Annotated in this window: 15 protein-coding genes; 5 read left to right on the top strand and 10 right to left on the bottom strand. The window is 73.8% G+C overall.

Annotated features, from left to right (window positions below; all coding sequences use genetic code 11):
* Positions 1 to 27: 27 nt before the first annotated feature.
* A complete protein-coding gene (locus AMK10_RS14530) occupies positions 28 to 309 on the top strand; it encodes a hypothetical protein (RefSeq protein WP_073748199.1) in 282 nt (93 codons plus the stop codon).
* Between the two features lie 27 nt (positions 310 to 336).
* Here AMK10_RS14530 and AMK10_RS14535 read toward each other — a convergent pair whose 3' ends face one another.
* Positions 337 to 522, bottom strand: coding sequence for a DUF397 domain-containing protein (locus tag AMK10_RS14535; RefSeq protein WP_073748200.1), 186 nt, complete (start codon positions 520 to 522; stop codon positions 337 to 339).
* Complete coding sequence (locus AMK10_RS14540; protein ID WP_079180693.1) at positions 519 to 1,526, bottom strand: helix-turn-helix domain-containing protein; 1,008 nt, start codon at positions 1,524 to 1,526, stop codon at positions 519 to 521. The genes AMK10_RS14535 and AMK10_RS14540 overlap by 4 nt, the downstream gene beginning before the upstream one ends.
* Here AMK10_RS14540 and AMK10_RS14545 point away from each other — a divergent pair.
* Positions 1,525 to 2,025 carry an ATP-binding protein gene (locus AMK10_RS14545; RefSeq protein ID WP_073749264.1) on the top strand — a complete coding sequence of 167 codons (501 nt, stop codon included), beginning with the start codon at positions 1,525 to 1,527 and terminating at the stop codon, positions 2,023 to 2,025. The two genes, AMK10_RS14540 and AMK10_RS14545, sit on opposite strands and share 2 nt — an antisense overlap.
* On the opposite strand, the gene AMK10_RS14550 is transcribed toward AMK10_RS14545, so the two are convergent.
* The 3 genes from AMK10_RS14550 to AMK10_RS14560 all read right to left on the bottom strand — a co-directional run bounded on the left by AMK10_RS14550 (position 2,022) and on the right by AMK10_RS14560 (position 6,117).
* The gene (locus AMK10_RS14550; RefSeq protein WP_073749265.1) at positions 2,022 to 3,293 is read right to left on the bottom strand and encodes a vWA domain-containing protein; all 1,272 of its coding nucleotides are present in this window, start codon (positions 3,291 to 3,293) and stop codon (positions 2,022 to 2,024) included. The genes AMK10_RS14545 and AMK10_RS14550 overlap by 4 nt on opposite strands.
* Before the next feature lie 53 nt (positions 3,294 to 3,346).
* On the bottom strand, positions 3,347 to 4,633 hold the full coding sequence (locus AMK10_RS14555) for an AAA family ATPase (protein WP_079180694.1): 1,287 nt from the start codon (positions 4,631 to 4,633) through the stop codon (positions 3,347 to 3,349).
* Positions 4,634 to 4,710: 77 nt separating this feature from the next.
* On the bottom strand, positions 4,711 to 6,117 hold the full coding sequence (locus tag AMK10_RS14560) for a hypothetical protein (protein WP_073748201.1): 1,407 nt from the start codon (positions 6,115 to 6,117) through the stop codon (positions 4,711 to 4,713).
* Positions 6,118 to 6,390: 273 nt separating this feature from the next.
* Between AMK10_RS14560 and AMK10_RS14565 the strand changes: the two genes are divergently transcribed.
* The 3 genes from AMK10_RS14565 to helR all read left to right on the top strand — a co-directional run bounded on the left by AMK10_RS14565 (position 6,391) and on the right by helR (position 10,822).
* Entirely contained in the window at positions 6,391 to 7,128 is a 738-nt protein-coding gene (locus AMK10_RS14565) for an SDR family oxidoreductase (protein ID WP_073748202.1), read from the top strand.
* Between the two features lie 230 nt (positions 7,129 to 7,358).
* Positions 7,359 to 8,606, top strand: coding sequence for a glycosyltransferase (locus tag AMK10_RS14570; protein ID WP_073748203.1), 1,248 nt, complete (start codon positions 7,359 to 7,361; stop codon positions 8,604 to 8,606).
* A gap of 68 nt (positions 8,607 to 8,674) precedes the next feature.
* Positions 8,675 to 10,822, top strand: coding sequence for an RNA polymerase recycling motor ATPase HelR (gene helR, locus AMK10_RS14575; RefSeq protein ID WP_073748204.1), 2,148 nt, complete (start codon positions 8,675 to 8,677; stop codon positions 10,820 to 10,822).
* Here helR and AMK10_RS14580 read toward each other — a convergent pair.
* The 5 genes from AMK10_RS14580 to AMK10_RS14600 form a co-directional block, all read right to left on the bottom strand.
* Positions 10,809 to 11,615 carry an HpcH/HpaI aldolase/citrate lyase family protein gene (locus AMK10_RS14580; RefSeq protein ID WP_073748205.1) on the bottom strand — a complete coding sequence of 269 codons (807 nt, stop codon included), beginning with the start codon at positions 11,613 to 11,615 and terminating at the stop codon, positions 10,809 to 10,811. The two genes, helR and AMK10_RS14580, sit on opposite strands and share 14 nt — an antisense overlap.
* Positions 11,612 to 12,484 carry a hypothetical protein gene (locus tag AMK10_RS14585; RefSeq protein ID WP_073748206.1) on the bottom strand — a complete coding sequence of 291 codons (873 nt, stop codon included), beginning with the start codon at positions 12,482 to 12,484 and terminating at the stop codon, positions 11,612 to 11,614. Before AMK10_RS14585 ends, AMK10_RS14580 begins: the two co-directional genes overlap by 4 nt.
* Before the next feature lie 20 nt (positions 12,485 to 12,504).
* Positions 12,505 to 13,878 carry an MFS transporter gene (locus AMK10_RS14590; RefSeq protein WP_073748207.1) on the bottom strand — a complete coding sequence of 458 codons (1,374 nt, stop codon included), beginning with the start codon at positions 13,876 to 13,878 and terminating at the stop codon, positions 12,505 to 12,507.
* 300 nt (positions 13,879 to 14,178) lie between these two features.
* Positions 14,179 to 14,982, bottom strand: a complete 804-nt coding sequence (locus AMK10_RS14595) for an alpha/beta fold hydrolase (protein WP_382566666.1) — start codon at positions 14,980 to 14,982, stop codon at positions 14,179 to 14,181.
* 68 nt (positions 14,983 to 15,050) lie between these two features.
* Positions 15,051 to 16,004: a LysR family transcriptional regulator gene (locus AMK10_RS14600; protein ID WP_073748209.1), complete on the bottom strand. Its 954-nt coding sequence runs from the start codon at positions 16,002 to 16,004 to the stop codon at positions 15,051 to 15,053.
* Positions 16,005 to 16,118 lie beyond the last annotated feature (114 nt).

Below are 16,118 nucleotides of genomic sequence, written 5' to 3' on the forward strand. Positions count from 1 at the left end.
GAGCCCGCCGGGGGAGCGGAGTCAGGCATGAGCGCGTATCACGTCGTGGGCCTGTTGGGCGGGGCCGCCGTCCTCGCGTGCCTGGTGGTGCTGGAGGAGATCGTCCGCAAGGGGATCAAGGAGGCCGCGAAGAGGGTGCCGGTGCCGACGTGCGGGAGCTGCGGGCACCTGATCGCGCTGCATTCGGACCGGGGCTGCTCCCACAGCTACCTGAACTACCACTGGGACACCGACCTCGACTACACGCGCAAGTACAACTACCACAGGGTCAGTTGCTCGTGCGCGGCGACCGGGCCGGCGGAACGCTGAGCGCGGACTGCTCCGCGTCGGTCCCGATCAGACCTCGGCCGCGAACGCGACGAAGGGGGCCCAGGAGGAGGGCGTCAGGGCGAGCCGTGGGCCTTCCTCGACCTTGGAGTCCCGGACGTGAACGGTCTCGGAGGACACGGCCACCTCGATGCAGGAGTCGCCGTCGCCGCCGCTGTAGCTGCTCTTGAACCACGTCAGCCCGGTGGTGTTCATACCGCTCCTCGCATCTGCCGCAACAGGCTCAACGAGTCCTCCAACGAGAGAGCCTGTGACCGCATCCTGGCATACCGCATCTGGAGTTCACTGACCACATGGGGATCCGAGATGAACGTTCCGCTCTTCTGCCCTTCGCTGTAGCCGAGCCAGCGGTGGTCAGTCGTCTCCAGCAACTGCACGGGGCCGTCGAGGCCCGCATGGTTCTCCTGGACCAGGGGCATCACCTGGATCTCGACGTTCCGCAGCCCGGCGAGCCCCAGTACATGCTCGATGAGTTCCGCCGTCACCGCGGCACCGCCCGTACGCCGCAGGAACAGATGCTCCTCCAGGATGAAGCTGTACGCCGCGTTCGGCCGCTCCCTCAGGAGCCGCTGCCGGTCCAGCCGGGCCGCCAGTTGTGCCTCGATCTGTGCGTCCCCCAGCGGTGGCAGCTGGTTCACGAACAGCCGTCGCGCGTACGCCTCCGTCTGCAACAGGCCGGGGACCAGGCGGCATTCGTACGTGTAGAGGCTCACGGCCTCCTGCTCCAGCCGCGCCCACTGGCGGAACCAGCTCGCCAGCCCCGGTCGCCGGGACAGATGACGTGCCGCCCCCCGCAGCGACCCGAACGCGTCGAGCACGCCTTCCGTCCGCTCGACGAACTCCGCGGAAGGGAAGCGGCGGCCCTGCTCGATCGAGCCCACGGTCGGCACCGAGTACCGCACCCGCTCGGCGAACTGTTCCTGCGTCAGCCGGGCCCGTAGCCGGAACGCCTTCACGACTTCGCCGAACGCCTTCAGACTGTCCGAACTCTCCGGCTCAGCAGCGCCGTTACCGGTGGCCGCACCTTCGCAGGTGTCGCTCACGTCCAACCCGCACACCTCCACACGCACCCACGAGCCGACCTGGCCATGGTCACGCACGGTGAGCGGTCGTGTCCACTCTCCGCACTCGTACGCTGACCCGGCGTACGAGTCGCCGATCTGGAGCCCGGCGCCTGGAACGGCGACCGTGGTCCGCATGTCGACCTCCCCCGTCCCCACGGCGAACCGTGCCCGAGCGGTCCCCGAGGACCACCCGTTCGTGCAGCGCTTCAGCTCCACACCGCGTGGCGCCCGGCTGGCCCGGCGCCTGACCGTGCTCCAGCTCGACCGCTGGGGCCTTCCGCCGGGAGGGGAGCCGTCCGACCGCGCCGTGTCGGTCGTCGCGGAGCTCGCGGCGAACGCGGTGACGCACGGACGGGTGCCCGGCCGCGACTTCGAACTGGCGCTGATCCGGCTGACCGGAGGCGTCCTGCGGATCGAGGTCTCCGACACGCGCGGTGAGCGGCGCCCCCCGATGCCCGGCTGTCTCGGCGCACCCCGTCCTGATGAGGAATCCGGCCGTGGACTGCTCCTCATGGAGGCCCTGGCCGACCGATGGTCCGTGCACGACCGGCTGCCCGTGGGGAAGACCGTACGGGCCGAACTCGACCTGCGGCAGTGGCTCCCGCTCGGCGAGGCGGTCCGGACGAGGCCCTAGCCGATGGTCACCACCCGCGCCCAGGACGGCGGCCCGGCCGGGACGTACTCGGCGTTCGTCTCGTCGTACGACGAGCGCCGGTGGAGCCGGCCGAACAGCCCCACCACCGTCCGGCACGACGGGCGCCGGGACGGCCAGGGGGTCTGGCCGTCCGTCAGCATCACCACCACGTCCGGGCGGGGGCGGCTCTCCAGGGCCCGGTCGAAGCCCGCCCGGAGGTCCGTTCCGCCGCCGCCGATCAGCTCGACGCCCTCCGCGCCGTCGCACAGGGAACGGACGCGGCCCGCCGCCGCGTCGCACGGCAGGACCCCGACCAGATCGCGTCTGCCGCCCAGGGCCCGCGAGATCGCCGCCACCTCCAGGAGCGCGCTGCCCAGTTCGGAGTCGCTGACGGAGCCGGAGGTGTCGATCACCACGACGACCCGGGTGGGCCTGCGGCGCAGGCTCGGCAGGACGGCCCCGGGCACCGCGGCGGAGCGGCGCGCGGGCCTGCCGTACACGTAGTCCTCGCCCGTGCCCGGCGCGGAGGCCGCCGACCGTACCGCCCCCCCGAGCAACTCCCGCCAGGGCTGCGGCGGATGGAAGGCCTCCTCCGCCCACCGCCGCCACCCGCGCGAAGCGTTCCCCGGACGGCCGGTGATGCCCTGTGCCACCCGGAAGCGGACCGCGTCCCGTTCCTGCGTACTCAGCCCGTGCGCCCCGTCGGGGCCCAGGTCCCAGGGGCGCGGGAGGCCGTCCGCGCCGCTGCCGCACTCCAGCCACGCGAGGTGCGCGGTGTGCGGGCCGAGCCGGAACTGCCGGAGGTAGTCCTCCATCAGCTGCCCGTCGTCCAGCTCCAGGGAGGCCGGGGTGACCGCGTCCTCGGGCCCCACCAGGCCGTCGCCGAAGACGTCGTCGTTGATCTCGCAGTCCGCCGCGATGTTGATCCGCAGCCGCTCCGCCGGACCGGTGAGTCCGTGACGGTGCGCGTAACGGTCGCCGCGCCCGTGGTGGTCGCGCAGCAGGTGCGACACCTCGTGCACCCAGACACCGGCCAGCTCCTCCACGGGGGTGCGGTCCACGAAGGCGGGCGACACGTAGCACCGCCAGTACGGGTCCACCGCCATCGTCGGCACGTGCCGGGACTCCACGGGGTGCAGGGCGAAGAGCGCCGTCGCCAGATACGGCCGGACCCTGGCCGCCTGGAGCCGGGCGGCGAACAGCTTCTGGGTGTCCAGCAGACCCTCGGGCGCGTCCTGGGCCGTCCGCGCGCCGGGTGCGGAGCGGATGTCCCGGGGGCGTGGCGGCCGGGGCGCGGCAGGTGTGCCGCGGGTGGGCCCCTTCACCGGCCCGCCCTGGTCGCCGTGAGGGCGCGGACGTTCGCCCGGTCGGCGCGCCGGGACACGGACACCGCGGAGGCGAGCCCCTCGATCGACTCCGGCACCTCCCAGTCGTCGCGGCGCAGCGAGGCGAGCGTCGTCGCGGGCACGACCAGCAGATCGGGGGCACCCGTCCGCGCCGCCCGTGCGAGCAGGGCCCAGGCGGCATCCCACCGTTCACGCCCGGGGCGCGCGCGGACGGCGGCGACCACCGCGTCCAGCGCGGCCTGCCGAAGGTCCCCGCGCTCCGGGAGCTCCGCGCTCCCGGGATCGGCCAGCAGGTCCTCCGGGTCCGGCAGGTCCATCCGGTCCAGGTAGGACAGGAACTCCAGCCCGGGGCCGTCCCCCACGGTCCCCCTCACCAGCATCGAGAGGACCTCGCGGGACGCGTCGGCGGCCGTCGCGAAGGCGGTCAGGCAGAGCGCCATGTCCCAGCTGCGCGGCGACGGCCACGCCCCGCCGCGCTGCGCCTCGCCCGAGGGAAGCCGGTGCACGAGGTTCGGCCGCGCGCCCAGCAGCCCGCACACGGCGCGGCGGGCGTACGCGACGGCCTCGGGCAGCCTGTCGCCGTCGAGCGTCGGCAGCGCGGCCCGGGGCCAGGTCCCGCCCAGGCCGCGCACCACGACGTCGGGGTCGTGCGTCCACCGCAGATGGACGAACCGGTTGGCCAGCGGCGGACTCAGCTCCCAGCCGTCGGCCGCGGAGGACCGGGGGTTGGCGGCGGCGACGATCCGGACGCCGGGCGGCAGCCGCAGCGCCCCGACCCGGCGTTCCAGTACCAGCCGCAGCAGCGCCGCCTGCACGGCGGGCGGGGCCGTGGACAGCTCGTCGAGGAACAGCAGCCCGCGCCCGGCCCGTACGAGCCGGACCGCCCAGTCCGGCGGAGCCATCGGGACCCCCTCGGTCGCGGGATCGTCCCCGATGACGGGCAGGCCGGAGAAGTCCGACGGTTCGTGCACACTCGCGATCACCGTCGTCAGCGGCAGATCCAGTGTGGTGGCGAGCTGGGTGAGCGCGGCGGTCTTCCCGATGCCGGGCTCGCCCCACAGCAGCACGGGCAGATCGGCGGCCACCGCCAGGGTCAGTGCCTCCAGCTGCGGGTCCTCGCGCGGAGCGGTGGTCGTCTCGCGCAACAGGGACAGCAGCGCACCCGAGACGTCGAGCCGGGAGGGGCCGTCGTCGGTCGTGGTGCCGGTGGCGCCCGACGGGGTTTCGGACGGGGTTTCGGACAGCGGGGCGTACGTGGTCATGAGGCATCACCTGTGGGGTCGTCGAAGGCGTGCGCGTCCCGGAGGCCCGGACGCGTGAGCACGTGGGCAGGGAGCGGTCAGCGGTCGGCGGCTTGCCGGGGGCGGGTGCGGTGGAGTTTGGTGCGGAGTGCCGTTTGGGCAAGGCTCGCCTTGGGTCCGGGGTCGGCGAGACCGGCCCTGAACAGGCCGTGCGTCACGCGCCGTCGGGCGGCCTCGCGGAGCAGGTCGTGCAACTCCCCTTCCCGCAGCCGCGCCTCGGCACCGATCAGCCCTTCGACACGGGAGAGCGCGCCCTCCGCGTCGCCGTGTGCCAGCCGCTCACGTACGTCGTCGAGGCAGCCGGGCCGGCGGTGCGCGAGGTCGATGACCTGGAGGCAGGGGAGCGGGGTGCCGGTGAGCGCGGCGAGGAGCTCCTCGCGCCGTATCTCGTCGGGGCCGTGGTCCAGTGCGACCAGCACGCCGTCGACGAGACCGATCCGGTGACGGGCGCCGCGGCAGTCCACGACGCGCGGCACCGCGTCCTCGTCCCCGGCGGCAGCGCCGGTGGACGCCGGTGCTTCCGGCGCCAGGGCCGCCGCGACCAACGGGTGCAGCCGGCCGGGCGCCAGGCAGCCGCTGCGCAGCAGCTCCAGGTCGGGCGCCACCCAGGTGGCGGCGTCGGGCAGGACCGGCAGTCCCGCCCGGGCACCGGACCGGGTCACCTCGGCCGACCGCACCTCGGGCGTCCCGTCGCCCGGCCCGGAGCCGCCGGGGGAGACGCGCACGTCCAGGACGAGCCGGCGCCGGGCACCGAGGCGGACCGAGACCCGGCCTCCCCCGGCCCGGCCCTCCGCGGCCAGCAGCAGCGCGGCCTCGGCGGCCCACCGGCCGAGCGCGAAGCGCCCGGGGCCGGGCACCGAGGAGGCCCACTCCGGTGCGTACCGGAGTGGCGGCTCGTCGGCCCCGCCGCGCACGCGCAGTTCGGCGCTGCGGCTCGCGTCCCAGAGGTGCCGGTGGAGGTCCAGACGGAACCGGCGGTCGGGGGTGCGGTAACCGGCCGGCCCGGCACCGGTGTCCGGTGAACCCGGCCCGCCCCGGACCGCGAGACTGATCCGCTGCCCGCCGTCCGCCCACGCGGGGGCGGTGCGTGCCACGAGGTGCACCGGGTGGATGCGGCCGGGCTCGTCGTACCGGGCGAGCGTGAGCGCCGTGCCCGGCCGCAGGAACCCGTCGGGCGCGGTCCTGGGCATGTGCCACCGGAGCAGGTCCGGTGCCAGCAGCCGCAGGTCGGCCCGGACGCGGGCGGCCGTGGCGCCGCCGTGGACGCGTCCGACGGTGCGCAGGTCGAGATCGACGTCGACCCCGGCGGCGGCGCACGCGCCCGCCCAGTCGCCGGCGGTACGCCGGGCCGTCGCGGTCTCGATCATGGAGGGCGGCACGGCGACGTCGCGCACGCGCAGCCAGAAGGAAAGCCGGGAATCCTCGAACGCGGTCTCGGTGAGCATCAGCACTCACCTTGCGCGGTCGGGACCCCCCATCCGTAAAGGAGTTGAGTAGTCATCGGGCGGGAGCGTAGCCCGGAGCCGCCGTTCGAAGCCACACCTTTTTCCGGGCACGGGAACTGCGCGGGCAGTCGCGGGCCCTCGCCGGGGCGGGCGCGGCAGGGGCGCGGGCCGGGGTCGGCTGCGAAAGGCGGGAGCGCCTCCCGGAGCCGACGTGGACATAAGCTCCATATCGGACAGAAGTCGATGTGCCGAACAGGAAAGGCAGGGCGTCACATGAAGATCGCCGTCATCGGGGGAACCGGGCTGATCGGCTCCCAGGTGGTACGGGACCTGGCCGCGGCAGGGCACGAGGCGGTGCCGCACTCGCTCTCCACCGGGGTCGACGTCCTCACGGGCCAGGGCCTGGACGCGGCGCTGGCCGGTGCCGGGAGCGTCGTCAATCTGACCAACTCGCCGACCTTCGACGCGGCGTCCCTGGACTTCTTCCGTACGTCGATGGAGAACCTCCTCGGCGCGGCGGAACGCGCGGGCGCCGGGCACTTCGTCGTCCTGTCCATCGTCGGCGTCGACCAGGTGCCGCAGCTCGACTACTACCGGGCAAAGACCCTCCAGGAGGACATCCTCCGGCAGGGCTCCGTGCCCTACTCGATCGTGCGCGCCACGCAGTTCATGGAGTTCATGGACGCCGTCATGTCCTGGACCGCCGACGGCGACACGGTCCGCCTGCCCCGCACCCCGCTCCAGCCGATCGCCGCCGCGGACGTCGCGGCCGCCGTCGCCGACGTCACGGCCGGAACCCCGCTGGGCGGCGTCCTCGACATCGCGGGCCCCGACGTCTTCCCGCTGGACGAACTGGGCAGGCTCACCCTCGCCGCCAAGGGGGACCGGCGTTCCGTGGTCACCGACGACACGGCCGGGATGTTCGCCGCGGTCACCGGAGACGTGCTCACCCCGGGAGACGGCGCCCGCATCGCCCCCACCCGCTACACCGACTGGCTCAGGAACGCCTGACGGACCCGAGGCACCCAGGCTCCCGGCCGCCGGGCACGCGGCAGCGACCGGGAGCTTCGTCGTTTCGCGGGGGAGGAGGTCCGTCCGGAAGGGACGAGGAGAGCGGAAGGAGGAGTACCCACTCCTTTCCACTCTCAAGGTATAGCGCAACGGGGGGCTTGCGGCAAGGCCCCCGTGGTGCCGCACAATCGGCGGCCGAAGCCGTTGTCCAGGGGAATCGAGAATCACGAGTGCGTGTGGTGCTGATGGCCTACGGGTCACGTGGGGACGTCGAACCGATGGTGGGATTCGCGCTGCGTCTGCGGGAGTTCGGGTGGGACGTGCGGGTGTGCGCACCGCCGGACTTCGAGGGACTGCTGGACGCCGTCGGTCTCCCGCTGGTGCCGGTCTGGCGGCCGTTGCGGCCGAGGGTCCAGGGGGAGGTGAGCGGGACGGCCCCGCTGCCGCCCGAGGACCTGCCCCGGCGGGCGGCGGCGCTGACCGCGTCGGCCTACGAAGCGGTCGCCTCGGCGGCCGAAGGGTGCGACGTGATCGTGGCGACCGGCCTGATCCCGGCCGGAGCGGGAGCGCGTTCGGTCGCCGAGAAGCTGGGCGTCCCCTACGTCTGGGTGGCCTTCTTCCCGACGTACCTGCCGTCTCCGCACCACCCGCCGCTCGCCTTCGCGGGCCGGCCCTTCCCGCCCGGCGCCACCGGCAACCAGGACCTGTGGGACCTGGACGCGGAGAACATGAACGCGCTGTTCGGCGAGGGGATCAACACCCACCGGGCGTCGGTCGGTCAACCCCCGGTGGACGACGTCCGCGCCCATGTCCTCACCGACAGGCCGTGGCTGGCGGCCGATCCGGCCCTGGCCCCGTGGAAGGAGCCCGCCGGCCTCGACGTCGTACGGACCGGGGCGTGGTTCCGGCCGGAGCCGCTGCCGCTGCCGGACGACGTGGAGGCGTTCCTCGGCGCCGGTGCACCGCCCGTGTACGTGGGCTTCGGCAGCATGCCCGTGCGCGACCCGGAGGAGGTCGCCCGGGTGACCGTCGAGGCGGTGCGCGCGCAGGGCCGCCGTGTCATCCTCTCCGGCGGCTGGGCGGACCTGGCCCTGGCCGACGGGCAGGAGGATTGCTTCGTCGTCGGCGAGGCCGACCAGGCCTCGCTCTTCCCCCGGCTGGCCGCGGTCGTGCACCACGGCGGCGCGGGAACGACGACGGCCGCCGCCCGCGCCGGAACGCCCCAGGTGGTGATCCCCCAGATCGCCGACCAGCCCTACTGGGCGGACCGGGTCGCCGCATTGGGCATCGGCGCCGCCCACGACAGTCAGGCGCCGACCTTCGGATCCCTGTCCGCCGCGCTCGCGACCGCGCTCGATGCCGGGACCCGCGAGCGCGCCGCCGCCGTGGCGAGGGCGGTCCTCAGGGACGGCACGGCCACGGCCGCGCGCCTCCTCGCCGGGGCGATCGTCCCGGAACGGCCGACGGAGTCCGCCTGAACCGCGGCCCCGCCCGCCCCATGCCGCACCCCATGGCCGTACCGCGATCCCGACCCGGAGCTGATGCCGTGACCCCCCTGACCACCCGTGCGTTCGACCTCCCCGACCGCCTCGCCTCCAAGGCCGCACCGGAACTCATCGCCGGCGACGAGCAGCACTTCGCGGCCGTCGCCGAGTGCCTCGACCAGCTGATCGCCGAGCTGTCGGACCGTCTCGACGCCGAGCGCAGGGCGCCCGGGGTCGTCGGCCGTCAGGCCATGGACCGGGACGCGGAGATCCACCGGCTGACCGCCAGGCTGCGCACCCTGCGGCGCTTCGGCCTGGACCTGTGTCTCGGGCACATGGCCGGCGCGGACGGCTCGGAGCCCCTGTACGTCGGCCGCCTCGGCCTCACGGACAGCACGGGCCGCAGGCTGCTGCTCGACTGGCGCTCCCCGGCGGCCGAGCCGTTCTTCGGGGCCACCCACGCCAACCCGATGGGCCTGGCGAGCCGCCGGAGATACCGCTGGAACGGGGGCCGCATCAGCGACTACTGGGACGAGGTGTTCACCCCGGAGGGCTTCGCCGGCCACGCCGCCCTCGACGACCAGTCCGCCTTCATCGCCAGCCTGGGCAGCAACCGCTCCGCGAGGATGCGCGACGTGCTCGGCACCATCCAGGCCGACCAGGACGCCATCATCCGCGCGGGTTCCAGGGGCGCGCTCGTCGTCGACGGCGGCCCCGGCACGGGGAAGACCGTCGTCGCCCTGCACCGCTCCGCCTATCTCCTCCACTCCGACCCGCAGCTGGGACACCGCAGGGGCGGCGTGCTGTTCGTCGGTCCGCACCAGCCCTACCTGGGTTACGTCGCCGACGTCCTGCCCGGCCTCGGGGAGGACGGCGTACGGACCTGCACGCTGCGGGATCTCGTCGCCGAAGGCGCGGCGGCGACGGCCGAGACCGATCCGGAGGTGGCCCGGCTGAAGTCGTCCGCGCGTCTGGTGAAGGCGGTCGAGAAGGCCGTGAGGTTCTACGAGGAGCCGCCGGCCCGGGGAACGAGGGTCGAGACCCACTGGTCCGACATCTGGCTGAGCGCGGCCGACTGGGCCGTGGCGTTCGAGGCCCCGGACCCCGGCACCCCGCACAACGAGGCGCGCGACCAGGTCTGGGAGGAACTGCTCACGATCCTGACCGAGAAGCACGAGGGCGACGTGTCCGAGGACCAGCTCCGCGGGTCCCTGCGGCGGAACAGGGACCTGCTGACCGCCTTCGACCGTGCGTGGCCGCTGATCGAGGCCGCCGACCTCGTCGGTGACCTGTGGTCCGTGCCCGCCTATCTGCGCACCTGCGCCCCCTGGCTCGACCGCGACGAGGTGGCGCTGCTGCAACGCGAGGAGCCCCAGGCATGGACGGTGTCCGACCTGCCGATCCTGGACGCGGCGCGGCAGCGGCTGGGAGATCCCGAGGCATCACGGCGCAGGCGCCGGCACGAGGCGTCCCTCGCCGCCGGACGCGAGCACATGGCCAAGGTCATCGACGTCCTGCTCGAAGCCGACGCGGACGGGGAGGGCGCCGTGACGATGCTGCGCGGCAAGGACCTCCAGGACACCCTGGCCGAGGGGTCCGTGCCGCTCGGCACCGAACCGGACCTGCTCGCGGGCCCGTTCGCCCATGTCGTCGTGGACGAGGCACAGGAACTGACCGACGCGGAATGGCAGATGCTGCTGCTCAGATGCCCGTCCCGGAGCTTCACCGTCGTCGGGGACCGCGCCCAGGCGAGGCACGGCTTCACCGAGTCGTGGCAAGAGCGTCTCGAGCGGGCCGGGCTCGACCGGATCAGCCTGGCGTCGCTCGGCATCAACTACCGCACGCCGGAGGAGATCATGGCGGAGGCCGAGCCGGTGATCAGGGCGGTGCTCCCGGACGCCAACGTGCCGGTCTCCGTGCGCAGCAGCGGCCTCCCCGTCGTCCACGGGGCGGCCTCGGACCTCGCGACGGTCCTCGACAGCCGGCTCGCGGCGCACCCCGACGGGATCGCGTGCGTCATCGGCGATCCCGCCTTCGAGGAGACGCCCCGCGTCCGGTCGCTGACCCCGGAGCTGTCGAAGGGGCTCGAATTCGACCTGGTCGTCCTCGTCGACCCGCAGACGTTCGGCGAGGGCGTCGAAGGGGCGGTCGACCGCTATGTCGCGATGACCAGGGCGACCCAGGAGCTCGTCATCCTCACGAGTTCCTGACCGGGGCCCCCGCCAGCATGCTGCGGGCACGCTCCAGGACCGGCTTGTCGACCATGTGACCGCCCACCGTCGTGACCGAGTCCCCGGCCTCCAGGACGGCCCGTGCCCAGCGCAGTTCCTCCTCGGTGGGGGCGAAGCCGGCCGCGACCGGGGCGATCTGCGCGGGGTGGACGCACAGCTTGGCCGAGAAGCCCAGCCGCCGGGCGTGGGCGGTGTCCGCGGCCAGGGCCTCCAGATCACGCACGGCGGTGGTGACACCGTCCACCGGGGGGCTGATGCCGGCCGCCGCCGAGGCGAGGACCACCCGGGAGCGGGCGTGGGCCAGGGCGAGCGTGTCGTCGGGGGCCACACCGAGCTGCGCGGAGAGGTCCACGTTGCCGAAGGCGGCGCGTACGACGCCCGGTACGGAGCACACCTCGTACGCCCGCTCGGCGCCCAGCGCCGTCTCGATCAGGGCGATCAGCGCGCAGTCGGCGGCGATCGGGCCGAGGACCGCCGGGTCCTCGGCCTTCGGCACCATCACCGGGCAGCCGCGGTCGGCGGCCATCCGCAGGTCGGCCTCGAACCACGGGGTGCCCGGCGCGTTCACGCGTACGACGGTACGGGTGCCGAGCCCCGCCCAGCCGGCGGCGGACCGGCGGGCCCGCTCCTTGTCCTCGGCGGCGACGGCGTCCTCCAGGTCGATGACGACCAGGTCGGCGCCGGAACCGGCGGCCTTGCCGAAGCGGTCGGGACGGTCGCCCGGGACGAAGAGCAGGGTGCGGGCCGCCGCGATCTCGTCGTGCGTGGTCATGCGAAGGTCACCTCGGCGGTGGCGTGGAGAGGCTCGCGATGGGTGGCGGTGCGCAGGCGTGCGCCCGCGCCGTCGAGGGTGCCCTCGGCGAGGAGGTGCTCGCCGGAGAACGCGGGCTTCCGCAGCCGGAAGGAGAGCTCGCCGACCTGTCGGCCCGGCGCCTCGCGACGCACCACGTCCAGCATCAGCAAGGCGAGCAGCGGGCCGTGGACGACGAGCCCCGGATATCCCTCCGTGCCGCGGCAGTACGGGGCGTCGTAGTGGATGCGGTGCGCGTTGGCGGTGAGGGCGCTCAGCCGGAACAGCAGCGTGGGGTCCGGCCGGAGGCGCAGCCGCCAGGCCTCCCGGGCGTCCGGGGCGGTGCGGTCGTCGATGGTGTCCGGGTGCCGCGCGCCGCCGCCGCGGCCCGACCGGTAGACGATGTCCTGCTCCTCCACCACACGGGTGCGCCCCGCCTGCCGGAACTCCAGACGTTCCGTCACGAACAGCAGCTCCCCGCTGCGGCCGTGCTTCGGCGTCACCGCCGCCAGGCTGCTGACACGCTCGGCGGGCTCGCCCAGGCGCAGCGGCTCGACGATCCGGCAGCGGCCTCCGGCGAACATGCGCTGACGGTCGGGGACCGGCGGCAGGAAGCGCGCGTCGCGCAGATGCCCGTCGGGGCCCAGCTCCCGCTGTGCGGGCCAGTGCAGGAAGTGGAACCACTGCCACAGAGGGGGCAGCGGGTCGCCCTCCCGCGCGGCGGGCGCCGGAAGGTCCAGCAGGGCCGACACCGCGGCGGCGGGACCCGGGTCCATCGGATCGACGGCGGTGACGGGCTCGGGGTGCCAGTCCTCGACGTAGGAGCTCAGGGGCGGGATGGCGGACTGCATGACGGGTCGGACCTCCTGGTTCAGACGAGCGGTGCGGTCTTCGAGGGCCGCGGGACGAGGGGGGCGTCCGCGGTGTCCAGCTGGGAGTCACGGGACGGTTCGCGCACGAGCAGGGTGGCCAGGAAGGTCAGGCCGACGCAGCCGGTGACGTACCAGAAGAAGAGGTTCTCCTGGCCTGCGTCCTTCAGGGCGAGCGCGATCGGCTCGGTGAGGCCGCCGAAGGTGGCGGTGACCAGGGCGTGCGGCAGACCGACGCCCAGGGCCCGGACCTTGGTGGGGAACATCTCGGCCTTGATGATGGCGGCCAGTGCCGAGTAGCCCGTGACGAAGGTCAGCGCCACGACCATCAGGAGGAAGGCGATCCAGGGGCTGCTGGTGCGGCCGAGCAGGGTCATCAGCGGCACGGTGAGGAGCATGCAGCCGCCGGAGAAGGCGAACATGACGGGCCGCCGGCCGATGCGGTCGGACAGCGCACCGACGGCCGGCTGCATCAGCATGTAGACGAACAGCGCCGCGAAGCCGATCAGGGTGACCGTCGCCTTGGGGATTCCGGCGGTGTTCACCAGGTACTTCTGGAGGTACGTCGTGTACGTGTAGAAGGCGACCGTGCCGCCGATGGCGAGGCCGAAGACCGCGAGGAGCTGGCGCGGGTACTCGGCGAACAGCGCGACGAGGCCCTTGCGTTCGCGCTCCTCGGGGCGCTGGGCGGCGGTGCGCGCCCGCTCCTGCTCGAAGTGCTCCGACTCCTCCATCGTGCGGCGCAGATACATCACGACGAGCCCGGCCACGGCGCCGATCACGAAGGGGATGCGCCATCCCCAGCCGTGCAGCTGGTCCTCGGTGAGGACGTTCTGCAGGACGATCGCCACGAGCAGCGCGGCGAGCTGGCCCAGCACGATCGAGACGTACTGGAAGCTGGAGTAGAAGCCGCGCCGTCCCGCGGGGGCGACCTCGGAGAGGTAGGAGGCGCTGGAGCCGAACTCGCCGCCCACCGAGAGGCCCTGGGCGAGCCGGGCCAGGACCAGCAGGGCCGGGGCCCAGAGGCCGATGGCGTCGTGGCCCGGGGCGAACGCGATGGTCAGGGACCCGGCGCTCATCAGCGTGACCGAGAGGGTCAGAGCGCTGCGCCGGCCGAAGCGGTCGGCGTACGCGCCGAGCAGCCAGCCGCCGAGGGGACGCATGAAGAAGCCCACGGCGAAGACGACGGCGGTGGAGAGCAGCTGGGCCGTCTGGTCGCCCTCCGGGAAGAACACGGAGGCGAAGTAGATGCTGAACGTGGCGTAGGCGAACCAGTCGTACCACTCGACGAGGTTGCCCAGACAGCCGCGTACGACGTTGGCGGTGACACGGGAACGACCGGGGGAGGGCGGGGCGGGGGTGCGGCTCTGCGGCATGGGGAAGCTCCGTTGCTTTCGTCGCCCAGGGATGCTGCGGCTCGGGCGGTCCCTCCGGAACGGGACGGCGGGGGCGGCCGGGTGAGGGTACGGCCACGCGCCGGGGGGATCCTGACGGGAGGGGTGGTGCGATGCCCGGTGCCGCGTCGCCCTCGGCGGCTCCGTGGGCGCGGCGGCTCAAGTGCCACACATCATGAGTGCTGATCGAGCCGGATGAACAATAGAAATCCGTGATGCCCGCATGAGGGGTCCGCATGACCCGGCGCCGGACCCCGCCCCGGCGCGCGGCACGGCTCCGCCTCAGTCGAGGAACGCCCGGACCAGGGCGCCGGCCTCCTCCCGGCGCTCCTCGAAGTAGGCGTGCCGGGCGCCCCGGAGCAGACGCGCCCGGGAGTCCGGGATGCGGGCGGCCAGCAGCGGGGCGTTGTCGGGCGGGGTGAGCCTGTCCTGGTCGCCGTGGAGGATCAGCGTGGGCGCGCCGACGGAGGACAGCGCGTCCCAGGCGTCGTGACGGTTGCTGGCGATCAGATGGCCGTGCCGGGCGTGCGGTGCCATGTGCGGGTCGCCGAGCGTGCCGTACGGGCCGGGGTGTTCCGCGAGCCAGCCCGGGGTGTACATCAGCTCGGTCAGGGTCCGCCGCACCGCGTCCGCGTCCGGCCCCGCCAGGGCGCGCCGCACCGAGGTGTCGCGCTCCACGGCCTCCGGGCCGCCGGGCGAGGTGCAGCCGAGGACGAGACGCCGCACCCGTTCGGGACGGCGGGCGGCGACCCACTGGGCGACCCGGCCGCCCATCGAGGTGCCGTACACGTCGGCCCGCTCGATGCCCAGGGCGTCCAGGACGGCCACCACGTCCTCGGCGAAACGCCGGGTGGACCAGCCCTCGCGCGGTGCGTCGCTCGCGCCGGTGCCGCGCCAGTCCAGCGTGATCGTGCTCCGGGTGCCGTGGAAGTCCTCGCGTACGCCGTCCCACCAGTGATGGTTGTTGGCCTGGCCCGCCAGCAGGACGAGCGGGAGGCCGGTGCCGCGCCGTTGGTACGCGACCGAGACCCCGTCGTCGGTGCGCGCGAAGCCGTCGGTCCGGTCCTCGATGCCGGTCACAGGAATCCTCCCGGGGTGTGTGTCGGTGTTCTGCGTGCCTGCGTGCCTGTGGGCCGTGGGCCGTGGGCCGGGTGTCAGGAGTCCGGGGCCCGCTCGTTCGACGCGTGCAGCTCCGCCGACGGCCACCGTCCCCGCGCGACGGCCGCGCCGACCGCCCGGACCAGCTCGCGGGCGACGACCTCGACGGCAGGGGGCACGCGCCCGTAGCGCGGGGTGCCCAGGATGATCGACCGCCACACGTCGGGTTCGCACAGCGGCGCCGCGCTCAGTGTGCCGTTCGCGACGTCCCCGGCGATGCCGACGCCGGGCAGGACCGTCCAGCCGTGCCCGGCCAGCACGAGCTGCTTCTGCACGGGCATCGAGTTGGTCTGCGCCGCGATGTCCATCGCGCTCCCGGCCCGCGCCGCCGCCGCGTCGATCAGCGTGCGCAGGGCATGGCCCGCCGCGGGCATCACCAGGGGGTGCGCCGCCACCTCCGCGAAGGGGACCGGGCGGTCGGCGCGCAGCCCGGCCGCCGCCGGAGCCACCGCCCACAGGCGCTCCCGCACCAGCGGGCGGGCATTGAGGGAGGGGCCGCTGTCCAGGTTGTACAGCAGGGTGAGGTCCAGGTCGCCGTCGTCCAGCCACTGCTGGAGGTGGCCCGAGTACCCCGTCATCAGGCGCAGTTCCACCCCCGGGTGGGCCGTGCCGACGGCCGACACCAGGGGCTCGGCGAGCAGTTCGCTCGTGCTCTCCAGCAGGCCCACCGTGACGATGCCCGTGACCTCACCGGGGCGGGGCTGCACCTCGGCGCGCGCCCGCTCCAGCTCGTTCAGAGCCCGGCGCGCCCGGTCGACCATGATCTCGCCGGCCTCGGTGGGGCGCATGCCCTGCCGGGTGCGCTGGAAGAGGGCGACGCCGAGCTCCTCCTCCAGGGTGCGGATCTGCCGGGTCACGGCGGGCTGCACCAGGTGCAGCAGCTCGGCGGCGCGCGTCACGCTGCCCACCTCGGCGACGGTGATGAGCGCCTTCAGCTGCTTCACATCCATGGCGCGTTCCCCTCCCGGCATCCACGGCCCGCATGGTGCCATCACGAATTGCTATTTCCCATGCCTTCATATGAGTGCCCATGATGGTACTCCCGCTCGGGACACCCACACCTA

It is taken from the genome of Streptomyces sp. CB02058 (genome assembly GCF_001905505.1).
In the GTDB taxonomy this organism is placed as follows: Bacteria; Actinomycetota; Actinomycetes; order Streptomycetales; family Streptomycetaceae; genus Streptomyces.